Source organism: Myxococcus stipitatus DSM 14675 (genome assembly GCF_000331735.1).
Classification (GTDB): domain Bacteria; phylum Myxococcota; class Myxococcia; order Myxococcales; family Myxococcaceae; genus Myxococcus; species Myxococcus stipitatus.
The window spans coordinates 6,378,767-6,401,861 of record NC_020126.1 but is presented as its reverse complement, the minus strand read 5'-3'; the positions used below and the strand labels follow the sequence as shown (position 1 = coordinate 6,401,861).

The following is a 23,095-nucleotide window of genomic DNA, read 5'->3' as shown; positions in this document are numbered from 1 at the left end:
GTGTCTGGGATTGCGAGGAGGCTCTCGGTGGGAGCGTCAGAAGTGACCGCCGAGCCCCACCACGGCGCGGTCCTGGACCACGCCCATGGACGGGGCCATTCCGAGCGGGAGGCCGAACTGTCCCTTGCGAGAATCCCGGGGCGAGCGTCGGCGGCTGAACTCACCACTGAGGTCGTCGGTGTCTGAGTCGGCGACGAGTCCGAGATACCCCAACCCCAGGCCCGCTCCCACCACCAGGCCCGTGAGGATGCTTCGCTGGCAGAAGTCGTCGTTCGTGTAGTCCGCGGCGCAGGCGGTGATGCCCGTGACGAGCCCCACGCCCGTGAGGATCAAGGGCACCAACCACACATGCATGGGGATGCCGTCCTCGGATTCACCCATGTCGATGTTGAACGCACGCGAGCGGCCACCCTCGGCCTGGGCTCGCGCGGCCACGGCCGTGCGCTCCTTCAAGCGGGCCAGCAGCAGCCCCTGGGTGAAGTCGAGCGCGCGGGGCTCCGCGGCCAGCACGGCGCCGGGCGTGGCGAGCCAGAGACAGAGTCCAAGCAGGGCAGGGACGGAGGTCTTCATGTGGGGGACGTCCAGGAGACGACGCGGTCCGGCCCCGCGCGCCGGGCGAAACGTGCGCATCTCGACAGAAATGCCGCCTTCGTATTCACCCCGACCCCCGATTTTCTGCGCAACGGGCCCGGGGAGGCCCGTGAGTTCCACGGGTTACGGCGCGCGGGCCTGGAGCGCCTGTCGCGCGGACTGAATCGTGTTCGCCAGGAGCATGGTGATGGTCATCGGGCCCACGCCACCGGGGACGGGGGTGATGGCCTGAGCGACCTGGCTGACGGCGTCGAAGTCCACGTCGCCCACCATCCGGTAGCCCCGGGGCGAGCCCGGGTCCTCGACGCGGTTCTGCCCCACGTCGATGACCACGACGCCCGGCTTCACCATGTCCGCGGTGATGAGGTTCTGCTTGCCCACCGCGACGATGAGGATGTCCGCCTGCCGCGTGAAGGAGGCCAGGTCGGGCGTGTGGCGGTGGGTGATGGTGACGGTGGCGTCCGGGCCGGGCGCCATCAGCAGGGACGCCAGGGGCTTGCTGACGATGAGGCTGCGCCCCACGATGACCACGTGCTTGCCGCGCGTGGGGATGTCCTCCCGGCGCAGCATCTCCAGGATGCCCGCGGGGGTGCAGGGCACGAAGGCGCGCGGGTCTCCGACGAAGGCCAGGCCCGCGTTGCGCGGGTGGAAGCCGTCCACGTCCTTGTCCGGGTGGATGTGCTCCAGCACGGCCTTGTAGGGCAGGTGCGCGGGGAGCGGGAGCTGCACCAGGATGCCGTGGACCGACGCGTCGGCGTTGAGCCGGTCGATGGCGGCGAACAGGTCCTCGGTGGAGACGTCCTCGGGCAGGTGGAGCGTCTGCCCCTTCATGCCCAGCGTCTCGCACGCGCGTGTCTTGCTGGACACATAGGCCTGGCTCGCCGGGTTGTTGCCCACGAGCACCACGGAGAGTCCGGGAGTGACGCCCTGGGCCTGGAGGTCCGCGACCTGCTGGGCCATCTCGGCCCGCATCACCCGGCTGATTTCGGTTCCATCAATGTTCCGCGCCATGGGGGCCTCCATACGCCATCCGTCGAGGCTTGCCGCGCTCTTTCTGGGCGGAACGCCCCCTGGAGAGCACTGTCCAGGGGGCGGGGGAGGAGGCCTAGTAGCGGTAGGTCTCCTGCTTGTACGGACCGGTCTTCTTGACGCCGATGTACGAGGCCTGCTCCTCGCTCAGCTCGGTGAGCTGGGCGTTGAGCTTCTTGAGCTGGAGGCGGGCGACCTTCTCATCCAGGTGCTTGGGCAGCACGTACACCTTGCCCACCTGGTACTTGTCGCTGTGCGAGTACAGCTCGATCTGCGCGATGGTCTGGTTCGCGAAGGAGCTGGACATCACGTAGCTGGGGTGGCCCGTGCCGCAGCCCAGGTTCACCAACCGGCCCTTGGCGAGCAGGATGATGCGCTTGTTGTCCGGGAAGATGATGTGGTCGACCTGGGGCTTGATCTCCTCCCACTTGTACTTCTCCAGGGAGGCGACCTCGATCTCATTGTCGAAGTGGCCGATGTTGCACACGATGGCCTGGTCCTTCATCCGCGCCATGTGGTCGTGGGTGATGACGCTCTTGTTGCCCGTGGCGGTGACGAAGATGTCGGCCTTGTCCGCGGCGTAGTCCATGGTGACGACGCGGAAGCCCTCCATCGCGGCCTGGAGCGCGCAGATGGGGTCGATCTCCGTCACCCACACCTGGGCGGACAGCGCGCGCAGCGCCTGGGCGGAGCCCTTGCCCACGTCGCCATAGCCCGCGACGACGGCGATCTTCCCGGCGATCATCACGTCCGTGGCGCGCTTGATGCCGTCCACCAGCGACTCACGGCAGCCGTACAGGTTGTCGAACTTGCTCTTCGTCACGCTGTCGTTGACGTTGATGGCGCGGAAGAGCAGCGTGCCCTTGTTGGACATCTCCTGGAGACGGTGGACGCCCGTCGTCGTCTCCTCCGTGACGCCCATGATCTTGGCCGCCTTGCGGGTGTACCAGGTGGCGTCCTCGGCCAGCTTCGCCTTGATGGACGCGTAGAGCTCCCGCTCCTCCTCGCTGGTGGGGTTGGAGATGACGCTGAGGTCCTTCTCCGCGCGCTTGCCCAGGTGCATGAGCAGCGTCGCGTCGCCACCGTCGTCCAGGATCATGTTCGGACCCTCGTGGTCGCTGCCCGCGGGGCCGAACTCGAAGATGCGGTGGGTGAAGTCCCAGTACTCCTTGAGCGTCTCACCCTTGTGGGCGAACACCGGGGTGCCGTTGGCGACGAGCGCGGCGGCGGCGTGGTCCTGGGTGGAGAAGATGTTGCACGACGCCCAACGCACCTGGGCGCCGAGCGCCTGGAGGGTCTCCACCAGCACGGCCGTCTGGATGGTCATGTGCAGCGAGCCGGTGACGCGCGCGCCCTTGAGGGGCTGCTGCTTGGCGTACTCGTCGCGGATGGCCATGAGCGCGGGCATCTCGCTCTCGGCGATCTTGATCTCCTTGCGTCCCCAGCTGGCGAGCGAGAGGTCGGCGACGGCGTGGTCCTGCTTCTGGTGCGGAGTGACAGCGGTCATGACAGAGGCTCCTGATTGAGGTCGCGTGGCGCTTCGTACGAGGACCCGGCGAGCCGTGGCAAGCGGTCTCACCCTCGCAAGCAGCGCGTACAGGTGAGTGCCGTTGGGACAATCCGCTTCGAGCCTGGGGCTTGGGGCCTCGCAACACTCCTCGAAGTCGCGGGCGAAACTACGGGAAGCCTCGGCGAATTTCAAAGGGAGATTGCCCCCCAGGGGAACGGGCTGACAACCGCTGGACGCCTACAGGGTGCTCGGCGGTGGGAGAAGCGGGGGGCCGGAGGGCCGCGCCGCCTCCAGGGGACGAGGACCTGGAGCGTCGGGAGGCGGCGAGCCCGCATCGATGCCCGTGGGTTCACCCCGTGACGCGGGACCACCCGGCCCCGGAGTTCATGGCAATCATTGACAATGAGAGACGGCGGCGCCGCTGTGTGTCCAATGTGTTGCATTCTTGCGCCCCGCGAGCCGTCCACCCCCGCTGGGTCTCGAAGAGGGCGCGCCGCCGCGAAAGTTCCGTGTCGGCGCGAAGCCTCCGGGCCTATCTCAAGTCTGTCCGGGTTTTCACGGTGTCCTCGGGTTCGGTGCGAATATGTATGGGATTGCTTGGGGGATGGGTGTAGAGACCTCGAGCATCGTGTTGGAGGGGGCTCCAGGGTCTGTGTGCTTTTGAAGGCAAGCTGCGAGGCACGGAATGCAAGAGGGTGCGTGTAGCGCCGAGCGGGAGGACCGCGAGTGGATGGCCCTCATTGGCCTGTCCTATCGAGCCGCCTCGGCGCCCCGTGAGGTCGACGTCTTCGATGCCCACGCCTTCGGCATCACTCCCGAGGAGGCGGGTGCGCTGGGTCCTTGGCGGCGGCTGATGCTCGAGCTGTCGTGGGAGGCGCTGGAGGATGCGGGAATCGCGCCCCGGTCCCTGCGAGGCACCCGGACGGGGGTGTTCGCCAGCGTGTCCTCGGCAGATGCCGCGGGTCCTTCATTCCAGACAGACAGCGGGAGTGCGGGCGGTCTTGTCGCCCGCTGTGTCTCCGGGTGTCTGGGCTTTGCGGGCCCCAGTCTTGTCATGGACCAGGCGCTCCATGAAGCCTGTCGAAGCATGCGGGGGGGGACGTCGACCCTGGCGCTGGTGGAGGCGGTTCCTCTCAATCCCGCACATCCTCGCCACGGCGCGGGGGTGGTCGTGCTCAAGCCGCTGCCGCGCGCGCTCGCCGACGGTGACTCCATCTACTGTGTCGTGCGGGAAGGCCAGGGGAGCGCCGATGGCGCGGTGGGCATCTCCGAGCTGATTGAGCGGGCGCTCACCCTTCGCGGGAAGCGTCGTCCGCGTGGGCGGCTGCCCGAGCGCCCGGGTGTCGTCGTCCAGGAGCACCGGCCCTCGTCGTGTCCGGTGTCGTGGCCGGTGCGGAGAGAGGCGGGGCGGAGTCCTCCCAAGGTTGCGTTCGTCTTCGCGGGCGCGGGCTCGGCCTGGTGGGGGATGGCGCGGGACCTGATGGGCACCGAGCCTGTCTTCCGCGCGAGCTTCGAGGCGTGTGATGCGGCGTTCCAGCCCCTGGGAGGGTGGTCTCTGGTGGACGCGCTCTTCGCGCCCATGGCCGGCTCGAAGCTCGACCGAGGCGCGGTGCAGCTTCCCGTCGTCCTCGGGGTCCAGGTGTCGCTCGCGGCGCTGTGGCGGGATTGGGGCATCGAGCCGAGCGCGGTGATGGGCTTCAGCGCGGGGGAGTGGGCGGCGGCGCACGTGGCGGGGATTCTGTCGTTGGAGGAGTCCTTCGCGCTCACCCATCACTTCCTGGAGGTGATGCGTGAGGCCTTCGGCGGGGTGGCCATGGCCGTCGTGGGCTTGCCGGCCGCCGACGTGGAGCAGGGCCTGGCTCCGTATGCGGGCCGCGTCGCCATCGCGTCGGAGAACAGCCCCCGCTCCACGGGGATTGGCGGAGAGCCCGCGGCGCTCCAGGAGTTGACGTCGCGGTGGCTCGCGGAGGGCGTCTTCGCCCGGAGGGTGGACATCGACGTCGCGGGGCACCTGCCGCCGTTCGAGCCCTTCCTGGCGCGCCACCTCCGGGAGTGTCCGGAGCTGAAGCCCCTGCCTGGGCGGGTCCTCATGATGTCGACGGTGACGGGGGCCGTCGCCGATGGGGCCTCGATGGGGCCGTCGTACTGGACGGACCACATCCGCAAGCGCGTGCGCTTCTCCTCGGCGGTGAAGGCCCTGCTCGAGTCCGGCCACGAGCTGTTCCTCGACGTCAATCCGCATCCCATCCATGCGCGCTCGGTCGAGGAGAACTTCATGGGCCGCTCGGACACGGCGAAGGTCCTGGCGAGCCTGCAGCGAGGAGAGGCCTCTCACGCCACGCTGCATCGCGCGCTCACGGCCCTCGCCGAGCGGGGCTGTGAGGTGCGCGAGGAGCGCGTCCGCCCACGCGCCGACACGCCCGCCACCCACGAGGGGCCCGCCGAGTTGTTCGTCCTCTCCGCGAGGACGGAGCCGGCGCTGCGCGAGCAGGCACGGCGCACCGCCGAGCACCTGCGCGAGCAAAGCCGTGCCGCGCTGTCGGACCTCTGCTTCACGGCGAGCCAGCGGCGCGACCACCATGAGCACCGGCTGGCGCTGGTCGCTCATTCCCGGAGCGCCTTGGCCGAAGGGCTGGAGGACTTCGGGAGGAGGGGGACTCCGAAGCTCCCCTGGGCCCAGGGGGTGGTGCGCCTGGGGGTGTCTCCGCGCATCGGCTTCGTGTTCTCGGGGCTGGAGGGCTTCCCGTTCCGGGAGTGCGCTCGCGCGCTGATGGACGAGCCTCGCTTCCGCGAGCACTTCGAGCGCTGTGAGCAGAGCGTCCGCGCGCTGATTGGTGAGTCGCTCATCCAGGCGGTCCAGTCCGAGCAGGTCCGCGCCGAGGTCGAGCTGCCGTTGCTGTTCGCGTTCCAGGTGTCGCTCGCCGCGCTCTGGTCCGCGTGGGGCATCCGCCCTGACGCCGTGGTCGGCCATGGCGTCGGCGAGGTCAGCGCGGCGCACCTCGCGGGGGCGCTCTCGCTGGATGATGCCCTGGCGCTGCTCGTGGGTCGCACGAGGGACCCGGCTCCCCAGGCGCTCTTGCTGCCGCTCTATTCCTCCGTTCGCGGAGGCCGTCTCTCCGCGTTGGACCTGGACTCGGCGCACTGGCGCGAGAGCCTCTGGCGACAGCGGGCCCTGTTCGAGCCGGTCATCCAGGCGATGCTCGCGGAGGGGGTCCGCGGGTTCGTGGAGCTGGCTCCGGACCCGGTGCTGTCGCGAATGTTGAGTCGGACGCTGGAGGCCTCGAGCCTCCCGGGCACCACGGCGCTGTGCTCCTTGCGCCGTGACCAGCCGCCCCGCCCGACGTTGCTGGAGGCGCTGGGAACACTTCACACGATGGGGCGCGAGCCCATGTGGAAGGGGCTCTTCCCCAAGGGGGGACACATGACCGAGCTACCGACGTATGCCTGGCAGCGCGAGCGCCTGGGCTCCCATGCCGACGCGTCTTCCTCGACGCCCGTGAAGGGCGCTCGCGTGAAGCCAGGCGGCGCCGAGCCCATCGCGGTGGTGGGGATGTCGTGCCGCTTCCCGGGCGGCGTCCGGAGTCCCGAGGACTTCTGGCGCTTGCTCGCGGGCGGTGTGAACGCCGTGCGCGAGGTGCCCTCGGACCGGTGGGACCTGGACGCCTGGTACGACGCGGACCCGGAGGCCCCGGGGAAGATGTACTCGCGGCATGGCGGGTTCCTCGACGACGTGGATGCCTTCGATGCCTCCTTCTTCGGCATCTCGAAGGCGGAGGCCCGCTCGATGGACCCACAGCAGCGGATGCTGCTGGAGCTGAGCTGGGAGGCACTGGAGAGCGCGGGCGTCGCGGTGGAGCGGCTCCAGGGCACGGCCACGGGCGTGTTCGTCGGCCTCTGCTTGAGCGACTACGCGCTGCTGGAGCTCAACGCGCGAGACCCTCGCGGCATCAACGCCTACTCGGGCTCCGGGAGCGTCCACAGCATCGCGGCGGGGCGGATCGCCTACGCGCTGGGGCTGGAGGGGCCCGCCGTCGCCGTCGACACGGCGTGCTCGTCCTCCCTGGTGGCCGCGCACCTGGCTTGCCAGAGCCTGCGCGAAGGGGAGTGTGACGTCGCGCTCGTCGGCGGCGCGAGCCTCCTGCTGTCTCCGAGGATGTCGGTCTACTTCTCGAAGCTCCGGGTGCTGTCGACGGACGGCGCATGCCGGGCCTTCGACAGCGCCGCCAGCGGCTACGTCCGAGGGGAAGGCGCGGGCGTCGTGGTGCTCAAGCGCCTGTCGGATGCGCTCGCCGAAGGAGCGCCCATCCTGGGCGTGCTGCGAGGCTCGGCCGTCAGTCAGGGCGGGCGCTCCAATGGGCTGACGGCACCCAGTGGTCCCTCCCAGGAGCGGGTCATCCAGCGCGCGCTGCGGCAAGGCGGTGTCGCGCCGCTCGACGTCGGCTACGTCGAGGCCCATGGCACCGGCACCTCCCTGGGTGACTCCATCGAGGTGGAGGCCCTCACCTCGGTGCTGGCGCCCGGGCGTCCGCGCTCGTCGCCGCTGCGCATCGGCTCGGTGAAGACGAACCTGGGGCACCTGGAGGGCGCGGCCGGCATCGCCAGTCTGCTCAAGGTGCTCCTCGCCTTGCGGCACCGCGAGCTGCCGCGGAGCCTGCACTTCGAGACACCGAGCCCCTACATCCCCTGGGCCGAGCTCCCCATCGAGGTGGTCACCGAGCACCAGGCGTGGCCAGCCCCCGAGGGCGGCTCGCGGGTCGCGGGCGTCAGCTCCTTCGGGTTCAGCGGGACGAACGCACACCTCGTCGTGGAAGAGGCGCCCGCGCGTCCCCCTCGCACGGAGGTTCCTCCAGAGGGTCCGGAGCTGCTCGTCCTCTCGGCGAGAGACCCCGAGGCCCTGCGCGAGTCCGCGGAGCGTCTCCACGCGCTGCTCGTGGATGAAGGGGAAGGGCGGGCGGCCTCACTTCGGGACGTGTGCTACTCGGCGAGCTGTCGTCGGAGCCACCATGAGCATCGGCTCGCCGTGGTGGCTCGCTCCAAGCAGGAGGCGGCGGTGGCCCTCGAGGCCTTCCGCCGGGGTGTGACGCCTCCCTCGGCACGCGCTGGGTTCGCGTCGCGAGGTGGGGCACCCGGCGTCGTCTTCCTCTTCAGCGGTGATGAGGAGCTGTGGAGCGACAGCGCGAGCGAGGCGCTCAGCGAGGCCCCGGGCCTCCAGGACCTCCTGCTGTCCGTGGATGCGGTGCTGAACCGGCTCGCGGGAGGGCCCGTCATCGAGAAGCTGCGCAAGGACCCGGGGGCCTTCTCCGCCAGCCGTGTCGAGCGGCTCGCACGCTTCTCCTTGCAGTTGTCGCTCGTGGCGCGGCTGCGCGCCTGCGGTATCGAGCCCGACGCGGTGCTCGGTGACGGCTTCGGCGAAGTCATCGCGGCGCACGTCGCGGGAGTCCTCTCGCTGGAAGACGCGGTGCACCTCCTCATGGCGGGAGTGGTGGGTGAGCGGGTGGAGGTGACCGCGCACCTTCCGACGATTCCCATCTACTCGTCGGTCACCGGTGCGCGCGCGGTGGCGGGAGACTTCGCGAGTGACCACTGGGCGCGGCACCAGGACGGGCGGACGCGCATCGAGTCCGCCCTCGCGGCCCTCGAGCAGGACGGACTCGGCACTTTCGTTGAGCTGAGCCCCGCCATGCTCCTCGCGCCCGTCGTCCAGCGGTGCGCCCGGCACGCGACGGTGTTGCCCGCGCTGCGGGAGGACGCCTCCCTGCGCGAGTCCCTGCTCTCGATGCTGGGCGGCCTGTTCGTCGCGGGTGTCTCGCCCGAGTGGCCGCGCCTCTTCCCCGAGGGAGGAGCGTGGGTGCCGCTCCCGTCGTATCCGTGGAGGAAGGAGCGCTACTGGGTGGCGAACCCCGAGCCCTCGCTCCCGCTCCCGGAAGTGGTGGCGGGGCTCGTGGCGGCGGCGCCAGAGGCCGTGCGTCCAGCGCCGCCCCAAGCCCTGCCTCCGCTCCACGAGCTGGTCCAGCTGCCGGCCGAGCAGTGGCGCGCGCGCGTCGAGACCTTCCTCCAGACGGAGGTCGCCCTGCTGCTGGAGCTTCCGGGAGGGCTGCCCGATGCGCGGCTGCCCCTCGTGCGCTTCGGCTTCGACTCCCTCATGGGGATGAAACTCAAGGCGCGGCTGTCGCAGTCGCTGGGGTTGACGGTCTCCGCCGTCACGCTCCTGAGCGGCCTGAGCCTGGATGGGCTCGTGAAGCTCGCCCTCGAAAGCCTTGCTGCCCGGCCGCCCTCGACCGAGGTGGCCGCCAACGACTCGATGGAGGAGTTCCGATTTTGAATGCCACCGAACTCATTTCAGAGCTGATGCGGTTGGGGGTGGAGCTCAGGGTCGAGGACGAGCACCTGCGCATCCGCGCCGCGCGCAACGTCATCACTCCGGACCTCCAGAAGCACATCGCCGCCAGGAAGGACGAAATCCTGGAAGCGCTGCGCCGGGCCCTGCCACGCGCCGAGGTCTCCCACGAGCCCTTCCCGCTGACGGACCTCCAGGAAGCGTACCTGGTGGGGCACGGCATCGACTTCGGAGTCGGGGGCGTCTCCTGCCACCTGTACCACGAGTTCGATGGACACGGCCTGGACCTCGGCCGCCTGTCGGGGGCCTGGCAGCGCCTCATCGACCAGCACCCCATGCTGCGCTCGGTGGTGCTCCCGTCCGGTGAGCAGCGCGTGCTGGAGAGCGTGCCGCCGTTCTCCATGCCGGTGATGGACCTGCGGGGGCAGCCCCCCGACGCGGTGGAGGCGAAGCTCGCGGAGGTCCGCCGGGAGCTGTCGAACCGGTCCACGCCCCCCGGGCACTGGCCGACCTTCGAGCTGCGCGCGACGCTCCTCGATGGTGGCAAGGCGCGCATCCACATCGACCTCGACGCCATCACGATGGATGCCGCGTCCATGATGGCCCTCTCGGACGAGTGGAGGGAGCTCTCCGCCGACCCGGACCGCCGCCTGGAGCCGGTGCCCGTGACGTTCCGGGACCATGTCCTCGCGGAGAAGGCCGCGCGGGAGACAAGCGCCTGGCGGAGCGCGGAGGCCTACTGGACCGCGCGCCTGGAGGACCTCCCCGATGCGCCCGTGCTCCCGCTGGCCACCTCGCCAGAGCACCTGGTCCGGCCTTCGTTCCGTCGCCTGCGAGGGGGCCTGGACGCGCGCCGCTGGGCGCTGTTGAAGGAGCGCGCGGCGGAGGCGGGGCTCACGCGCTCGGGCGTCGTCTGCGCGGCGTTCTCGGAGGTGCTCGCGAGCTGGAGTGAGACGCGGCGCTTCTGTCTCAACCTCACCTTGTTCCAGCGCCCTCCCATCCATCCGGCCATCGACAAGGTCGTGGGGGACTTCACGACGAACGTGCTGCTGGAGGTGGATGGAAAGGGCATGACGTTCCGCCAGCGTGCGGTGGCGCTGCGGGACCAACTGGCGCGGGACCTCGAGCACCTGGAGTTCAGCGGGGTGCGCGTGATGCGCGAGCGCGCGAGGCGGCGGGAGGGAAGCGGAGGGCTGATGCCCATCGTCTTCACCAGCCTGCTGGGGCACCGCTCCGCCCGAGCCGAGGGAGGACTCCTCTTCGGGTGGCTGGGCAAGCAGGCCTACGCCATCTCCCAGACGCCGCAGGTGTGGATCGACCACCAGGTCCTCGAGGACGACGGCGTGCTGCGCTTCTCGTGGGACAGCCCGGAGGGGCTCTTTCCGGAGGGACTGCTCGAGGATGCCTTCTCCGCGCAGGAGGCCCTCCTCATCCGGCTCGCGGACGACCCCTCGGCGTGGGACGAGGTCACGCCGGTGCGACTCCCCCCGGCGCAGTCGCAGCGGCGCGAGTCCTTCAACGCCACCGCGACGCACATCCTGGAGACGCGGCTGGACGACCTCTTCCTCGCGCAGGCGGAGCGCGCCCCCGAGCGCGTCGCGGTGCTCGACGAGGGACGCACGCTGACCCATGGCCAGCTCCGAGGGCACGCCGGAGCACTGGCGGAACACCTCCTGGAGCTGGGGGCTCGGCCCGATGAGCTGATGGCCGTGGTCCTGGAGAAAGGCTGGCGCCAGGTGGTCGCGGTGCTGGGGATCCACCTGGCGGGGGCCGCGTATCTCCCCATCGAGCCCTCGCTCCCGGACGAGCGTCGTCGGCTGTTGCTCCTGGAGGGGCGGGTCCGCGTGGTGGTGACGGACGCCTCTCGCGCGGAGCGGCTCGCGTGGCCCGATGGGATTCGGGTGGTGACCATTCCCGACGTCGCGGACCGGCGGCCGCCTCGGCTGCCTTCGCGGCGGGCGTCGGACCTGGCGTACTGCATCTACACCTCGGGTTCGACGGGGCGCCCCAAGGGCGTGATGGTGGAGCATCGCGCCGCGGCGAACACCTTGCTGGACATCAACGCGCGCTTCAGGGTCGGCCCGGAGGACCGCGTCTTCGGTCTCTCGTCGCTGGGCTTCGACCTCTCCGTCTACGACATCTTCGGCAGCCTCGCGGCGGGTGCGGCGCTCGTGCTGCCGCGGCCCGAAGCGACGTGGGAGCCTTCGACCTGGCTGCGGTGGCTGCGAGAGCAGCGCGTGACGGTGTGGAACTCGGTCCCCACGTTGATGGAGATGCTGGTGGACCTGCTCGAGTCTCGTGGCGAGCGGCTCCCGGCTTCGCTGCGGCTGGTGTTGCTCAGCGGTGACTGGATTCCCGTCACCCTCCCGGACCGCATCCGAGCCCTCTCCAGCGAGGTGCGAGTCATCAGCCTGGGCGGCGCGACGGAGGGCGCCGTCTGGTCGATTCTCCATCCCATCGGCAAGGTGGAGCGCGCGGCGCGCAGCATCCTCTACGGCCGCCCCATGGCGAACCAGCGCTTCCACGTGCTGGACGAGACCCTGTCTCCTCGACCCGAGCACGTTCCCGGGGACCTCTACATCGCCGGAGAGGGACTGGCGCGGGGCTACTTCGGTGACGAGTCCCTGACGCGCGAGCGCTTCATCGAGCACCCGGTGACGGGCGAGCGCCTCTACTGGACCGGAGACCTGGGCCGCTTCATGCCCGGTGGGGATATCGAGTTCCTCGGCCGCAAGGACTTCCAGGTGAAGGTGGGCGGGCACCGCATCGAGCTGGGCGAAATCGAGGCCGCGCTGCTCAAGCACCCGACGCTGCGAGACGCCGTGGTGGCCGCGCCGGGTGAGAAGACGCTCCGCAGGCTCGTCGCCTACGTCGTCCCGGGGGCGGGGCACAGCGCGCCCTCGGACGAGGTGCTGCGCCAGTTCCTCGGCGAGACCTTGCCGCACTACATGGTCCCAGGTGTCTTCGTCAGCCTGTCCGCGCTGCCCAGGTCCGCGAATGGCAAGGTCGACCGCAAGGCCCTGCCCGAGCCGGTCGCGAAGTCGACGGGGCCCTCGCCCGCGCTGGAGGCGCGGAATGGACTCCTGCTCGCGAAGGTCAGCGAGCTCGTCGCGGAGACACTCAAGCGTCCGCACATCGACCCGGAAGCCCCGCTGCTCCGGTTGGGCGCCACGTCGGTGGAGCTCATCAAGCTGGCGACGCGGCTGGAGCAGGTGTTCGGGAGCCGGCCCCGGATGACGGAGTTCCTCACGCTCCGGAACGTCGCGGAGATCGTGGCGTACTACGCCGAGCGCCAGCCCATGGAGTCCAAGGGCTCGTGCGCGGCGAGCGAGGCGGGGTTGATTCTGGACCTGGAGCAGCGCGAGGTCTGGAAGCGCGCCCGCCACGGCGTCCGCACCTTCGAGCAGGTGACGACGGTGGCGCTTCGAGGCAACTCGAATGAAGAGGCGCGAAGAAGGCGCGCCCTGGAGCGGTCCAGTCACCGGAGCTTCTCCTCGGAGCCGGCGACCGCGGAGTCCGTGGGGCGGCTGTTGTCGTGCCTGTGCTCCATCGACGTCGAGGGGCGCTTCAAGTACCAGTATGGCTCGGCCGGCGGTACCTACTCGGTGCAGCTCTACCTGTCCGCGTCGCCGGGAAGAGTCAGGGGCCTGGAGGCGGGGGCCTACTACCTGGACCCCGTGCGCCAGGGGCTCGTCCGGCTCGCTGACTCGAGCGGAGTGGACGCGTCGCTGCATGCGCCCACGAATCAACAGGTGTTCGAGCGCTCCGCGTTCTCGCTCTTCCTGGTGTGTGACCGACGTGCCGTCGAGCCGCTGTATGGAGAGAAGTGGCGGGACTTCGCCCTGCTCGAAGCGGGGCTCATGTCGCAGCTCCTGGAGCTGCGCGCCGCCGAGCAGCAGCTGGGCCTGTGTCAGGTGGGCGGGCTGCGCTTCGAGGCGCTTCGCACCGCCTTCCGACTCGAGGAGCGGCACGAGTACCTCCACGGCCTGCTCGGTGGCGCGCTGGCTTGGGAAGAGGGGGCGCTATGAGCGCGTCCGAGCTCCTCGCCGAGCTTCAGCAGAAGGGCATCGAGCTGTGGGCGGAAGGGGACGCGCTGCGCTTCCGCGCGCCTCCCGGGCACCTCACGGAGCGCCTGCGCGCGGTGCTGCGAGAGCGGAAGACCCAGCTCCTGGAGCACCTTCGCTCCCTCCCTCGCGCCACCGACGAAGCGCGCTTCGCTCCGTTTCCGCTCACCGACCTCCAGAATGCCTATTGGGTGGGTCGGCAAGACGCCTTCGACGCGGGAGGCGTCGCTGCCCATGGCTATCTGGAGGTGGCGTTCGACACGCTGGACCCGGAGCGGCTCGAGCGGGTGTTCCAGCGGCTCATCGAGCACCACGACATGCTGCGCATGGTGGTCCTGCCGACGGGTGAGCAGCGGGTCCTCGCCTCGGTGCCGCCCTTCCGCATCACGACCTACGACCTGACGCACGGGACGCGGGGGGAGGTGGACCGGCACCTGCTGGCGATTCGCGGTGAGCTCTCGCATCAGGTGCTCCCCGCGGACCGCTTTCCGCTGTTCGACGTCCGTGCCTCGCGACTGCCCGGCGGGACGGTCCACCTCCACGTCAGCTTCGACCTGCTGATGGCGGATGCCTTCAGCCTCCAGCTCCTCATCGAGCAGTGCACCTTGTTGTACGGGGACCTGGACGCTCCGCTGCCCAGGCTGGAGCACACGTTCCGTGAGTACTTCAGCGCGCTCGCGCAGCGGCGTCGGGAGCAGGGGGCCTCGGCGTATCAGCGCTCGCTGGAGTACTGGAGGAAGCGGCTCGAGACCCTGCCGGGGCCGCCGGAGCTGCCGCTCTCCGCCGACGCGGACGTGAGCGGTCCGCGCCGGTTTGTTCGCAGGAAGGCGGAGCTGGAGCCGGCCGCCTGGCGGGCCTTCCGTCGGCATGCGTCCGCCGCGGGAGTGACGGCCTCGATGGCGCTGGGGGCCGCGTTCGCGGAGGTGCTTCGCGCGCACAGCCGAAGCAACCGCATGACGCTCAACCTGACGTTGTTCAACCGGCTGCCGTTCTTCGAGGACGTGGAGCAGCTCGTCGGTGACTTCACCTCCGGCATCCTGTTGGAGGTGGATGGCACGAACGCGGAGACCTTCGCGCAGCGGGCCCGGCGCCTCCAGGGGCAGTTCTTCGAGGACCTGGAGCACTCGGCCGTGTCGAGTGTGCAGGTGATGCGCGAGGCGAACCGCCTGGGTCGCCTGGACACGAGCACGGGCATGCCCTACGTGTTCACGAGCCTCCTCACGGAGACAGGTCGCGTGCTGCGCCTGGGCCCCGGGGTCCGCATCGTCGAGGTCCTCAGTCAGACGCCGCAGGTCTGGCTGGACCACCAGGTCTTCGAGCTCGATGACAGCCTCTACTTCAGCTGGGACGCCGTCGAGGCGCTGTTCCCGCCGGGGCTGCTGGACACGGTGTTCGCGGCCTATGTCCGGCTGCTGCACCGGTTGAGTGAGGACGCCTCCGCGTGGGAGTCCCCCGCGCGTCAGCCGCTCCCGCCCGAGCAGCTCGCGCGACGTGAGGCCTACAACGCCACGCGGCGTCCGGTGTCTCCGGAGCGGATGGAGGACCTGTTCCTTCGACGGGCAGCGGAGCGTCCAGAGGCTCCGGCGGTCATCACCCGGGACGCGGTGCTCAGCTATGGAGCGCTGGAGGAACGCTCGGCCCGAGTCGCCTCCTGGCTCCTGTCTCATGGGGCCGGGCCGGACCGGTGGGTGGCCATCGTCGCGGAGAAGGGGCCCGAGCAGGTCGTGGCCGCGCTGGCCATCCTGCGCGCGGGCGCCGCCTATCTCCCCCTGGACCCGGCGCTGCCGACGGAGCGGCTCCACACGCTGCTGCGTGACGCGCGGGTGGGGCTCGTCCTCACGCAGTCACACCTCGCAGGAACGCTCAGCTGGCCCGAGGACACCGTGCGACTGGCGGTGGACCAGGCCCCGTCCCTGCCCCTGCGGGAGGGCGGACTCCCCCCCGTGCAAGGCAATGGGCTGGCGTATGTCATCTACACGTCCGGTTCGACGGGGCGGCCCAAGGGCGTGATGATCGACCACCGGGGCGCGGTCAACACGCTGCTCGACATGAACGAGCGCTTCGGCGTGGGCCCCGAGGACCGGGTCTTCGCGCTCTCGTCCCTCAGCTTCGACCTGTCGGTCTACGACGTGTTCGGCACGCTGGCCGCGGGCGGCGCCATCGTGATGCCGGCACCCGGGACTCAGCGGGACCCGGGCCACTGGCTGTCCATGCTGGAGCACGGGCGCGTGTCGGTGTGGAACTCCGTGCCCGCGCTGATGGAGATGCTCGTCGAGTTCGTGGAGGGCGAGCAGCGCCGGCTCCCTGACTCGCTGCGGCTCGTGTGGATGAGCGGCGACTGGATTCCCCTCACGTTGCCGGACCGCATCCGCGCGCGGAGCCCGGGCGTCGAGCTGGTGAGCCTGGGCGGCGCCACCGAGGCCTCCATCTGGTCGATTCTCCACCGCATCGAAGCGGTGGACCGGACGTGGCGAGCCATTCCCTACGGCGCGCCCATGATGAACCAGAAGTTTCACGTGCTCGATGAGGCGCTGGAGCCTTGTCCGGAGTGGGTGACAGGTCAGCTCTACATCGGCGGCATCGGCCTCGCGCTCGGGTACTTCGGCGACGCGGAGCGCACGGCCTCGCGCTTCATCACGCATCCGCGCACGGGCGAGCGGCTCTATGCGACGGGGGACCTGGGGCGCTTCCGCCCGGAGGGCTACATCGAGTTCCTGGGCCGCGAGGACTTCCAGGTCAAGGTTCAGGGCCATCGCATCGAGCTGGGAGAGATCGAGGCCGCGCTGAGCACGCACCCCTCGGTGCGCGGCGCCGTGGTCAACGCGGTGGGGAAGCCCGGGGGCGCTCGGCGACTCGTGGCCTACGTCGTCGCGGACGCGGCGCCGGCGGAGGCGCAGCTCGCGGAGGCGCATGAACCCGCGCCTCGGCTGGGCGTCATCTCGGACCCTGTCGAGCGGCTCGAGTTCAAGCTGAAGAGCCCCGGCCTGCGAGACGACGTCGGGCACCGGGAGGCCGTGTCGCTCCAGCGGCCCGTGCTCGACGCGGAGGCGCTGCGGAGGGTCACCGCGCGGAAGAGCCATCGCGCATTCCATGCGGGCCAGGTCAGCGCCGAGCTGCTCGGGGGGCTGCTGGGCTGCCTCATGCAGGTCCCGCTCGAGGACTCGCTGCTGCCCAAGTATCAGTACGCCTCGGCGGGGGGGCTCTATCCGGTCCAGGTCTACCTGCACGTGAAGGCTGGGCGTGTCACGGGGCTCGGGGGCGGCACGTACTACTACCATCCGAAGAATCACCAACTGGTGTTGCTGACGGCGGACGCGGCGATGAGCCGGAGTCTGCACGCGCCCGCCAACCGCGCGGTCTTCGACGGCGCGGCGTTCTCGGTCTTCCTCGTGGGACAGCTGAGCGCCATCGAGCCCTTGTATGGGGAGCTCGCGCGGGACTTCTGTCTGCTGGAGGCGGGCTACATCGCGCAGCTGATGATGAGCTCGGCGGCCGGGGGAGAGCTGGGGCTCTGTCCTGTCGGTGGTCTGGACTTCGCGTCGCTGCGGGGGCTGTTCGACCTGGGCGAGCAGCATGTCCTGCTCCACAGCTTCCTCGGGGGCGGAGTCGGAGGCGAGGTGCGGGTCTCCTCGGGCACGTCGCTTCCCGATGAGCTGCGCCGTCACCTCATGGCGAAGCTGCCGGACTACATGGTCCCCAATGCCTTCGTGCTGATGGACGCGCTTCCGCTGACGTCCAACGGCAAGGTGGACCGCGACGCGCTCCGTCCGCCCAGCGAGGCCCCGGTGACTCGAGCCCCCGCGGCACGCGCGCCTCGGACGGAGCTGGAGCGCTCGCTGGCCACCATCCTCCAGGAGGTGCTCCACCTCGACGAGGTGGACGTCCATCGGAACTTCTTCGACCTGGGCGGCACGTCGGTCCAGGTGGTCCAGATTCATCGCAAGATGCGTGAGCGGCTCGGGGTCGACCTCCCGATCGCGCAGATGTTCCGCTTCACCACGGTCAGCGCGTTGGCGGAGTTCGTGTCGGCACGAGGCTCCGAGTCATCCGTTGCCGCGCCACGTGTGGAGGCCCGGCGTGAAGCGCCTCGGCAGTCCGTGGAGCGAGTTCCGGAAGCGGGGCTGGAGTCGGCGATCGCCATCGTGGGCATGTCCGGGCGCTTCCCGGGGGCGAGGACGCTGGAGGAGTTCTGGCGGAACCTGCGCGAGGGCGTCGAGTCGGTCACCTTCTTCACCGACGCGGAGCTGCGAGGTTCGGTGTTGGATGCCTCGCGGCTGGACCATCCGGACTACGTCCGAGCCGCCGCGGTCCTCGACGACGTGGAGTTCTTCGACGCCGAGCACTTCGGCTTCATGCCGAAGCAGGCCCGGCTGACGGACCCGCAGCACCGCATCTTCATGGAGTGTGTGTGGGAAGCCATCGAGGACGCGGGCTATGACCCGAAGCGGCTCGACAAGCTCGTGGGCGTCTACGCGGGCTCCATCCTCAGCAACTACCTGCTGTACCACCTGGGCTCGAAGGTGGGGCGCGAGGGCATCGTCCGCGACCTCCAGTCGTTGATTGGGAACGACAAGGACTACCTGGCCACCCACGTGTCCTATCGCCTGGGCCTGAAGGGGCCCAGCGTCAGTGTCCAGACGGCGTGTTCTTCGTCGCTCGTCGCCGTGCACCTGGCCAGTCAGGCCCTGCGCAACCGCGAGTGCGACATGGCGCTGGCGGGAGGCGTGGCCGTGCGGTTGCCGCAGAAGTCCGGCTACCTCTTCGAGCAAGGCGCCATCCTCTCTCCCGATGGCCACTGCCGGGCATTCGACGCGGACGCGAGAGGGACGCTCTTCGGGAGCGGCGCGGGGGTGGTGGTCCTCAAGCGGTTGAAGGACGCGCTCGCGGACGGTGACTGCATCCGCGCGGTCATCCGAGGCTCCGCCATCAACAACGACGGAGCGATGAAGGCCGGCTACACGGCCCCGAGCCAGGAAGGCCAGGCCGCGGTCATCTCCGCCGCGTTGGCCGCCGCGGGAGTGAGTCCCGCCAGCATCGGCTACATCGAGACCCACGGCACGGGCACGCCCCTGGGAGACCAGATTGAGCTGTCCGCGCTTCAGCAGGCATTCGGCATCGACACGGGGAGCGCGGGCCCCTGGCCCATCGGCTCGGTGAAGACGAACGTGGGGCACCTGGAGGTGGCCGCCGGAATCGCGGGACTCATCAAGACGGTGCTGTCGCTCCAGCATCGAGCCCTCCCCCCGAGCTTGAACTTCAAGCGGCCTCCCGCTGACTTCGAGCGCAGCCCCTTCACGGTGAACACGCGCCTGACGGAGTGGCGTCGTGACGAGACTCCGCGCAGGGCGGGCGTGAGCTCGTTTGGCATCGGCGGGACGAACGCGCACGTGGTGCTGGAAGAGGCGCCGGAGGAGTCGAGGAAGGAAGAGAAGGAGGAGGTGAGAGCGCACGTGCTGGCGCTGTCGGCGAGGAGCGAGAAGGCGCTGAGGGAGCTGGCGGGGAGGTACGCGAGGAGCGCGGAGGGTGAGGTGGGGGACGTGTGCTTCACGGCGAACGAGGGGAGAGGGAGGTACGGGCAGAGGGTGGCGGTGGTGGGGAGGACGCTGGAGGAGCTGAAGGAGGAGCTGGGGAGGTACGAGAGGGAAGGGGTGGTGGAGAAGGGAGCGGTGGGGCAGGCGAAGAAGGTGGGAGGGGAAGAGGTGGTGATGCTCTTCACGGGGCAGGGGGTGCAGGCGGAAGGGATGGGGAGGGAGCTGTACGAGACGGAGGAGACGTTTCGGGAAGAGATGAGGAAGTGCGACGAGGTGATGAGGAGGGAGACGGGGGAGTCGTTGCTGGAGGTGCTGTACGGGGGGAAGGGGAAGGAGCTGGAGAAGAGCCGGGTGTCCCAGGGGGCGTTGTTCGCGGTGGAGTGGAGCCTGGCGCAGATGTGGAAGAAGTGGGGGGTGAAGCCAGCGGCGGTGATGGGGCACAGCCTGGGTGAGTACGTGGCGGCGAGTGTGGCGGGAGTTTTCGGGTGGGAGGAGGGGCTGAAGCTGGTGATGGAGAGAGGGAGGTTGATGGAGGGGATGGAGGAGGGGGGGAGGATGGTGGCGGTGATGTGCGGGGAGGAGGAGGTGAGGAGGGAAGGGGGAGGAGGGTTGATAGCGGCGGTGAACGGGCCCGAGGAGGTGGTGCTGTCGGGGAGGGAGGAGGAGGTGGAGGAGGTGGTGGAGAGGTTGAGGGGGAAGGGGAAGGAGAGTCGGAGGCTGAAGACGACGCATGCGTTTCATTCGTCGTTGATGGAGCCGATGAGGGAGGAATTCGAGAGGGTGGCGGGAAGGGTGAGGATGGAGAGGGGAGAGGTGGAGTGGGTGTCGAATGTGAGCGGGAGGGAGGTGAGGGGGGACGAGGCGAGGGAGGGGAGGTACTGGGGGAGGCAGCTGAGGGAGCCGGTGAGGTGGTGGGAGGGATTGAGGGGGCTGTATGAGAAGGGCTACCGGGTCTTCGTGGAGGTGGGGCCGAAGGCGACGCTGACGGGGCTGGGGAAGAGGTACTTGGGGGAAGCGGAGTGGGTGGGGAGCCTGAAGCCGGGGAGGAGTGACAGGGAGGAGCTGCTGGGGAGTGCGGCGAGGCTGTATGTGAAAGGGGTGGAGGTGAAGTGGGGGGAGCTGGAGGGGGGACGGGAGAGGCGGCGAGTGCCATTGCCCACGTATCCCTTTCAACGCGAGCGCTTCTGGTTGGAGCGCCCCCGCGAGAGCACGCACCCCGCGCCCACGACTCCCTCGGGGCAAGGACTGCTCGGCCGTCGCCTTCGATCACCTGCTCTCACGCAAACGGTCTTCGAGTCCTCTCTCGGCGCGAGTGTGTTGCCATTCCTCTCGGAGCATCGGGTCCAGGGTGTCTCGGTGCTGCCGTCGACGGTCCTGATGGAGCTGGCGCGCGCGGCCGCGGCGAAGCTCTTGGGTGCCGGCGCACATGCGGTCGAAGACCTGCGCATCCACGAAGCCCTTGTCCTGCACGACGAGGCGGAGCGAACGCTCCAGCTCATCACCCCCCCGGCCGGCGATGACGTGCTGTCCTTCCAGGTCTTCAGCGCGGACCCTCGAGCGACGGAGGCCGAGTGGAAGCTCCATGCCTCCGGGACGCTCCAGCGGGCCGCGCGAGACGCCGCTCCCTCGCCACGTGCCTTGGATGCGTTGCTGGCGCGGTGCCCGAAGGAAGTCTCCGTCGCGGCGCTCTATGAGCACTTCCAGGCGCGAGGGATTCAGTACGGCCCCTCCTTCCGCGGCGTCGAGCGCATCCTCCTGGGGACGGGTGAAGCCCTGGGATGGGTTCAGCTCCCCGACGACCTGTCGGCTGACGCGTTGGGAGTGAGCCTCCATCCGGTGCTGCTCGATGCCTGTCTCCAGGTCTGCGGCGCGTTGTTCCTCGAAGCGGACGCGAGCCTGTACCTGCCTGTCTCGGTGAAGAAGCTCCGGGTGTGGCGTGAGCCCGGGACGTCTTGCTGGAGTCATGTGGCGATTGCGCGCGAGACCTCCGCGGCGGGAAGCGCGCTGACCGGAACGGTCTGCCTGCTGAATGAATCAGGCGAGGTGTGCGCCGAGCTGGAGGGACTCCGCTTCCATCAGGTCAGCTCCTCCGCGTTGCAGCGGCTCCTCGGAAAGGGTCGGGACTGGACCTATGAGGTGAGCTGGGAGCCGCGTCCTCTGGCCCCGGCTCCTGTTGGGGGTACGGCCCGCCCCGAGACCTGGCTGGTGTTCACGGATGAGGGCGGCGTCGGAGTCTCGCTCGCCCGGTCGTTGGAGGCGGGGGGCGCCCGCTGTGTATGGGTTCGTCCCGGTGCTGCCTATTCCTCACAAGGAGGAAGCGCCTTCACGGTGGACCCCGCTCGTGCGGACGACTTCGCGCGGCTGTTCCGCGAGGTCGCTGGACCCGGGGCTCCTGCATGCCGTGGAGCCGTGTTCCTCTGGGGGCTCGATGCTCGGGCAGAGGTCCCAGCCTGTCAGGGCGCACTGCTGCTGGCGCAGGAACTCGCGAGACGAAGCGCGGTGGTGTCGCCGCGTCTCTGGATGGTGACGCGAGGTGTGCAGTGCACGGGGCATGAGGCGTCTGTCCCGGCGGTCCTGAACGCGGAGCTGTGGGGGCTCGGGCGCGCGATGGCCTTGGAGCATCCAGACTCGTGGGGCGGGCTCATCGACCTCGACGCGGTGGCAGACGCCCGTGAGCCCGAGCTGCTGATGGCCGAGCTTCGCCAGTCCCCCGAAGGCGAGCAGGTCGCCTACAGGGAGGGCCAGCGATGGGTCGCGCGACTCACGCGCTGCCCCGTGTCGAATCCAGCGCGACCTCCCGGGGCGCGGGTCCATCCGGAGGCGAGCTACCTCATCACCGGAGGCCTGGGAGCCCTGGGCCTGCATGTGGCGCGGTGGCTGGTGGACCAGGGGGCGCGGCACCTGGTGTTGATGGGGCGCTCCGCCGTGGGCGAGGCGGCGCGCGACGAGGTGCGCTCCCTGGCGCAAGCGGGGGCGAGCGTCGACTGCGTCCAAGGGGATGTCTCCCATCCCGAGGATGTGTCCCGCATCCTCGGTGCCATCGCCGCGAGCGGGTATCCCCTGCGCGGTGTGGTGCATGCGGCGGGGGTGGTGGAGGACGCAACCCTCCTGTCCCTGGACTGGAAGCGCTTCGAGCGGGTGCTGGCCCCCAAGCAGCAAGGGAGCTGGAACCTGCATCAGCAGACGAAGTCCCTGCCGCTGGACTTCTTCGTCCTGTTCTCGTCGTCCTCCGCCGTGCTGGGCGCGGCGGGACAGTCCAACTACGCGGCGGCGAATGCGTTCATGGATGCGCTCGCGCATCACCGCCAGGCGCTGGGCCTTCCCGCCGTGAGCATCAACTGGGGACCCTGGAGCGGCGCGGGCATGGCGGCCTCGCTGGAGGTTCCGGAGCAGCGTCGCTGGTTCGACTGGATTGACCCGGCCCAGGGGCTGGAGCTGCTGGGGCAGGTGCTGGACTCAGGGCGCACGCAGGTGGCGGTGTTGCCTGTCGACTGGTCCCGGTATGCGCGGCGTCAGTCCGAGTCGGGCGCGGTGGGGCTGTTGCGGAACGTGCTCGACGACGCGCGTGTCTCCCTGCCCCGGTCGAAGGTCGTGCCGATGTGGGAGCGACTGAAGGGACAGCAGCGGAACCGTCAGCAGGAGACGCTCTTCGACCATATCCACCAGCAGGTCGCGCAGGTGCTGGGGTTGGATGCGGCGAAGCAGATGTCGGGGGGCTTGGGGTTGTTCGACGCGGGGCTCGACTCACTCCTCGCCATCGAGCTGCGCAACCGGCTCCAGACGAGCCTGGGGGTCGAGCGTCCCCTGGCGGCCACGCTGGTGTTCGAACACCCGAGCATCGACTCCCTCACGGAGCACCTGGCGACAGAGGTCTTCGCGCTCGGCCCGCTGCGGGCCGCCGCGGAGCCCGTTCCCACCGAGGGAGCGGACGGCGGACTGACGGAGCTCGAGCAGCTCCCGCCCGAGGAGCTGGGGTCGAGGCTCGACCTGAAGCTCGCGGCTCTCGAGAAGTGGATGGACGGGGACTAGCCCT

Annotated in this window: 6 protein-coding genes and 1 riboswitch; of the genes, 3 read left to right on the top strand and 3 right to left on the bottom strand. The window is 69.7% G+C overall.

Translation table 11 applies throughout. From position 1 onward, the window contains the following. Nucleotides 1-36: 36 nt before the first annotated feature. The 3 genes from MYSTI_RS24660 to ahcY form a co-directional block, all read right to left on the bottom strand. Nucleotides 37-570 (bottom strand): hypothetical protein, encoded by a 534-nt coding sequence (locus MYSTI_RS24660; RefSeq protein WP_015350520.1) that lies wholly within the window; start codon nucleotides 568-570, stop codon nucleotides 37-39. A gap of 144 nt (nucleotides 571-714) precedes the next feature. Beyond that, nucleotides 715-1,602: a bifunctional methylenetetrahydrofolate dehydrogenase/methenyltetrahydrofolate cyclohydrolase FolD gene (gene folD, locus MYSTI_RS24655; RefSeq protein ID WP_015350519.1), complete on the bottom strand. Its 888-nt coding sequence runs from the start codon at nucleotides 1,600-1,602 to the stop codon at nucleotides 715-717. A gap of 94 nt (nucleotides 1,603-1,696) precedes the next feature. Beyond that, the gene (gene ahcY, locus MYSTI_RS24650) at nucleotides 1,697-3,127 is read right to left on the bottom strand and encodes an adenosylhomocysteinase (protein WP_015350518.1); all 1,431 of its coding nucleotides are present in this window, start codon (nucleotides 3,125-3,127) and stop codon (nucleotides 1,697-1,699) included. 88 nt (nucleotides 3,128-3,215) lie between these two features. Further along, nucleotides 3,216-3,286, bottom strand: a riboswitch (S-adenosyl-L-homocysteine riboswitch). A 574-nt stretch (nucleotides 3,287-3,860) separates the two neighbouring features. Between ahcY and MYSTI_RS40960 the strand changes: the two genes are divergently transcribed. The 3 genes from MYSTI_RS40960 to MYSTI_RS45375 are packed head-to-tail and all read left to right on the top strand — an operon-like array spanning nucleotide 3,861 to nucleotide 23,091. Then, nucleotides 3,861-9,452: a type I polyketide synthase gene (locus MYSTI_RS40960; protein WP_169558660.1), complete on the top strand. Its 5,592-nt coding sequence runs from the start codon at nucleotides 3,861-3,863 to the stop codon at nucleotides 9,450-9,452. Beyond that, nucleotides 9,449-13,495 (top strand): non-ribosomal peptide synthetase, encoded by a 4,047-nt coding sequence (locus MYSTI_RS24640; RefSeq protein WP_015350516.1) that lies wholly within the window; start codon nucleotides 9,449-9,451, stop codon nucleotides 13,493-13,495. Before MYSTI_RS40960 ends, MYSTI_RS24640 begins: the two co-directional genes overlap by 4 nt. Then, nucleotides 13,492-23,091, top strand: coding sequence for a hybrid non-ribosomal peptide synthetase/type I polyketide synthase (locus tag MYSTI_RS45375; protein WP_015350515.1), 9,600 nt, complete (start codon nucleotides 13,492-13,494; stop codon nucleotides 23,089-23,091). The genes MYSTI_RS24640 and MYSTI_RS45375 overlap by 4 nt, the downstream gene beginning before the upstream one ends. Nucleotides 23,092-23,095: the final 4 nt, after the last annotated feature.

Excerpts from the sequence above, each read along its gene's own strand:
- folD (WP_015350519.1), bottom strand. The coding sequence starts at position 1,602 with ATGGCGCGGAACATTGATGGAACCGAAATCAGCCGGGTGATGCGGGCC.
- MYSTI_RS40960 (WP_169558660.1), top strand. The coding sequence starts at position 3,861 with ATGGCCCTCATTGGCCTGTCCTATCGAGCCGCCTCGGCGCCCCGTGAG.
- MYSTI_RS45375 (WP_015350515.1), top strand. The coding sequence starts at position 13,492 with ATGAGCGCGTCCGAGCTCCTCGCCGAGCTTCAGCAGAAGGGCATCGAG.
- MYSTI_RS24660 (WP_015350520.1), bottom strand. The coding sequence starts at position 570 with ATGAAGACCTCCGTCCCTGCCCTGCTTGGACTCTGTCTCTGGCTCGCC.
- ahcY (WP_015350518.1), bottom strand. The coding sequence starts at position 3,127 with ATGACCGCTGTCACTCCGCACCAGAAGCAGGACCACGCCGTCGCCGAC.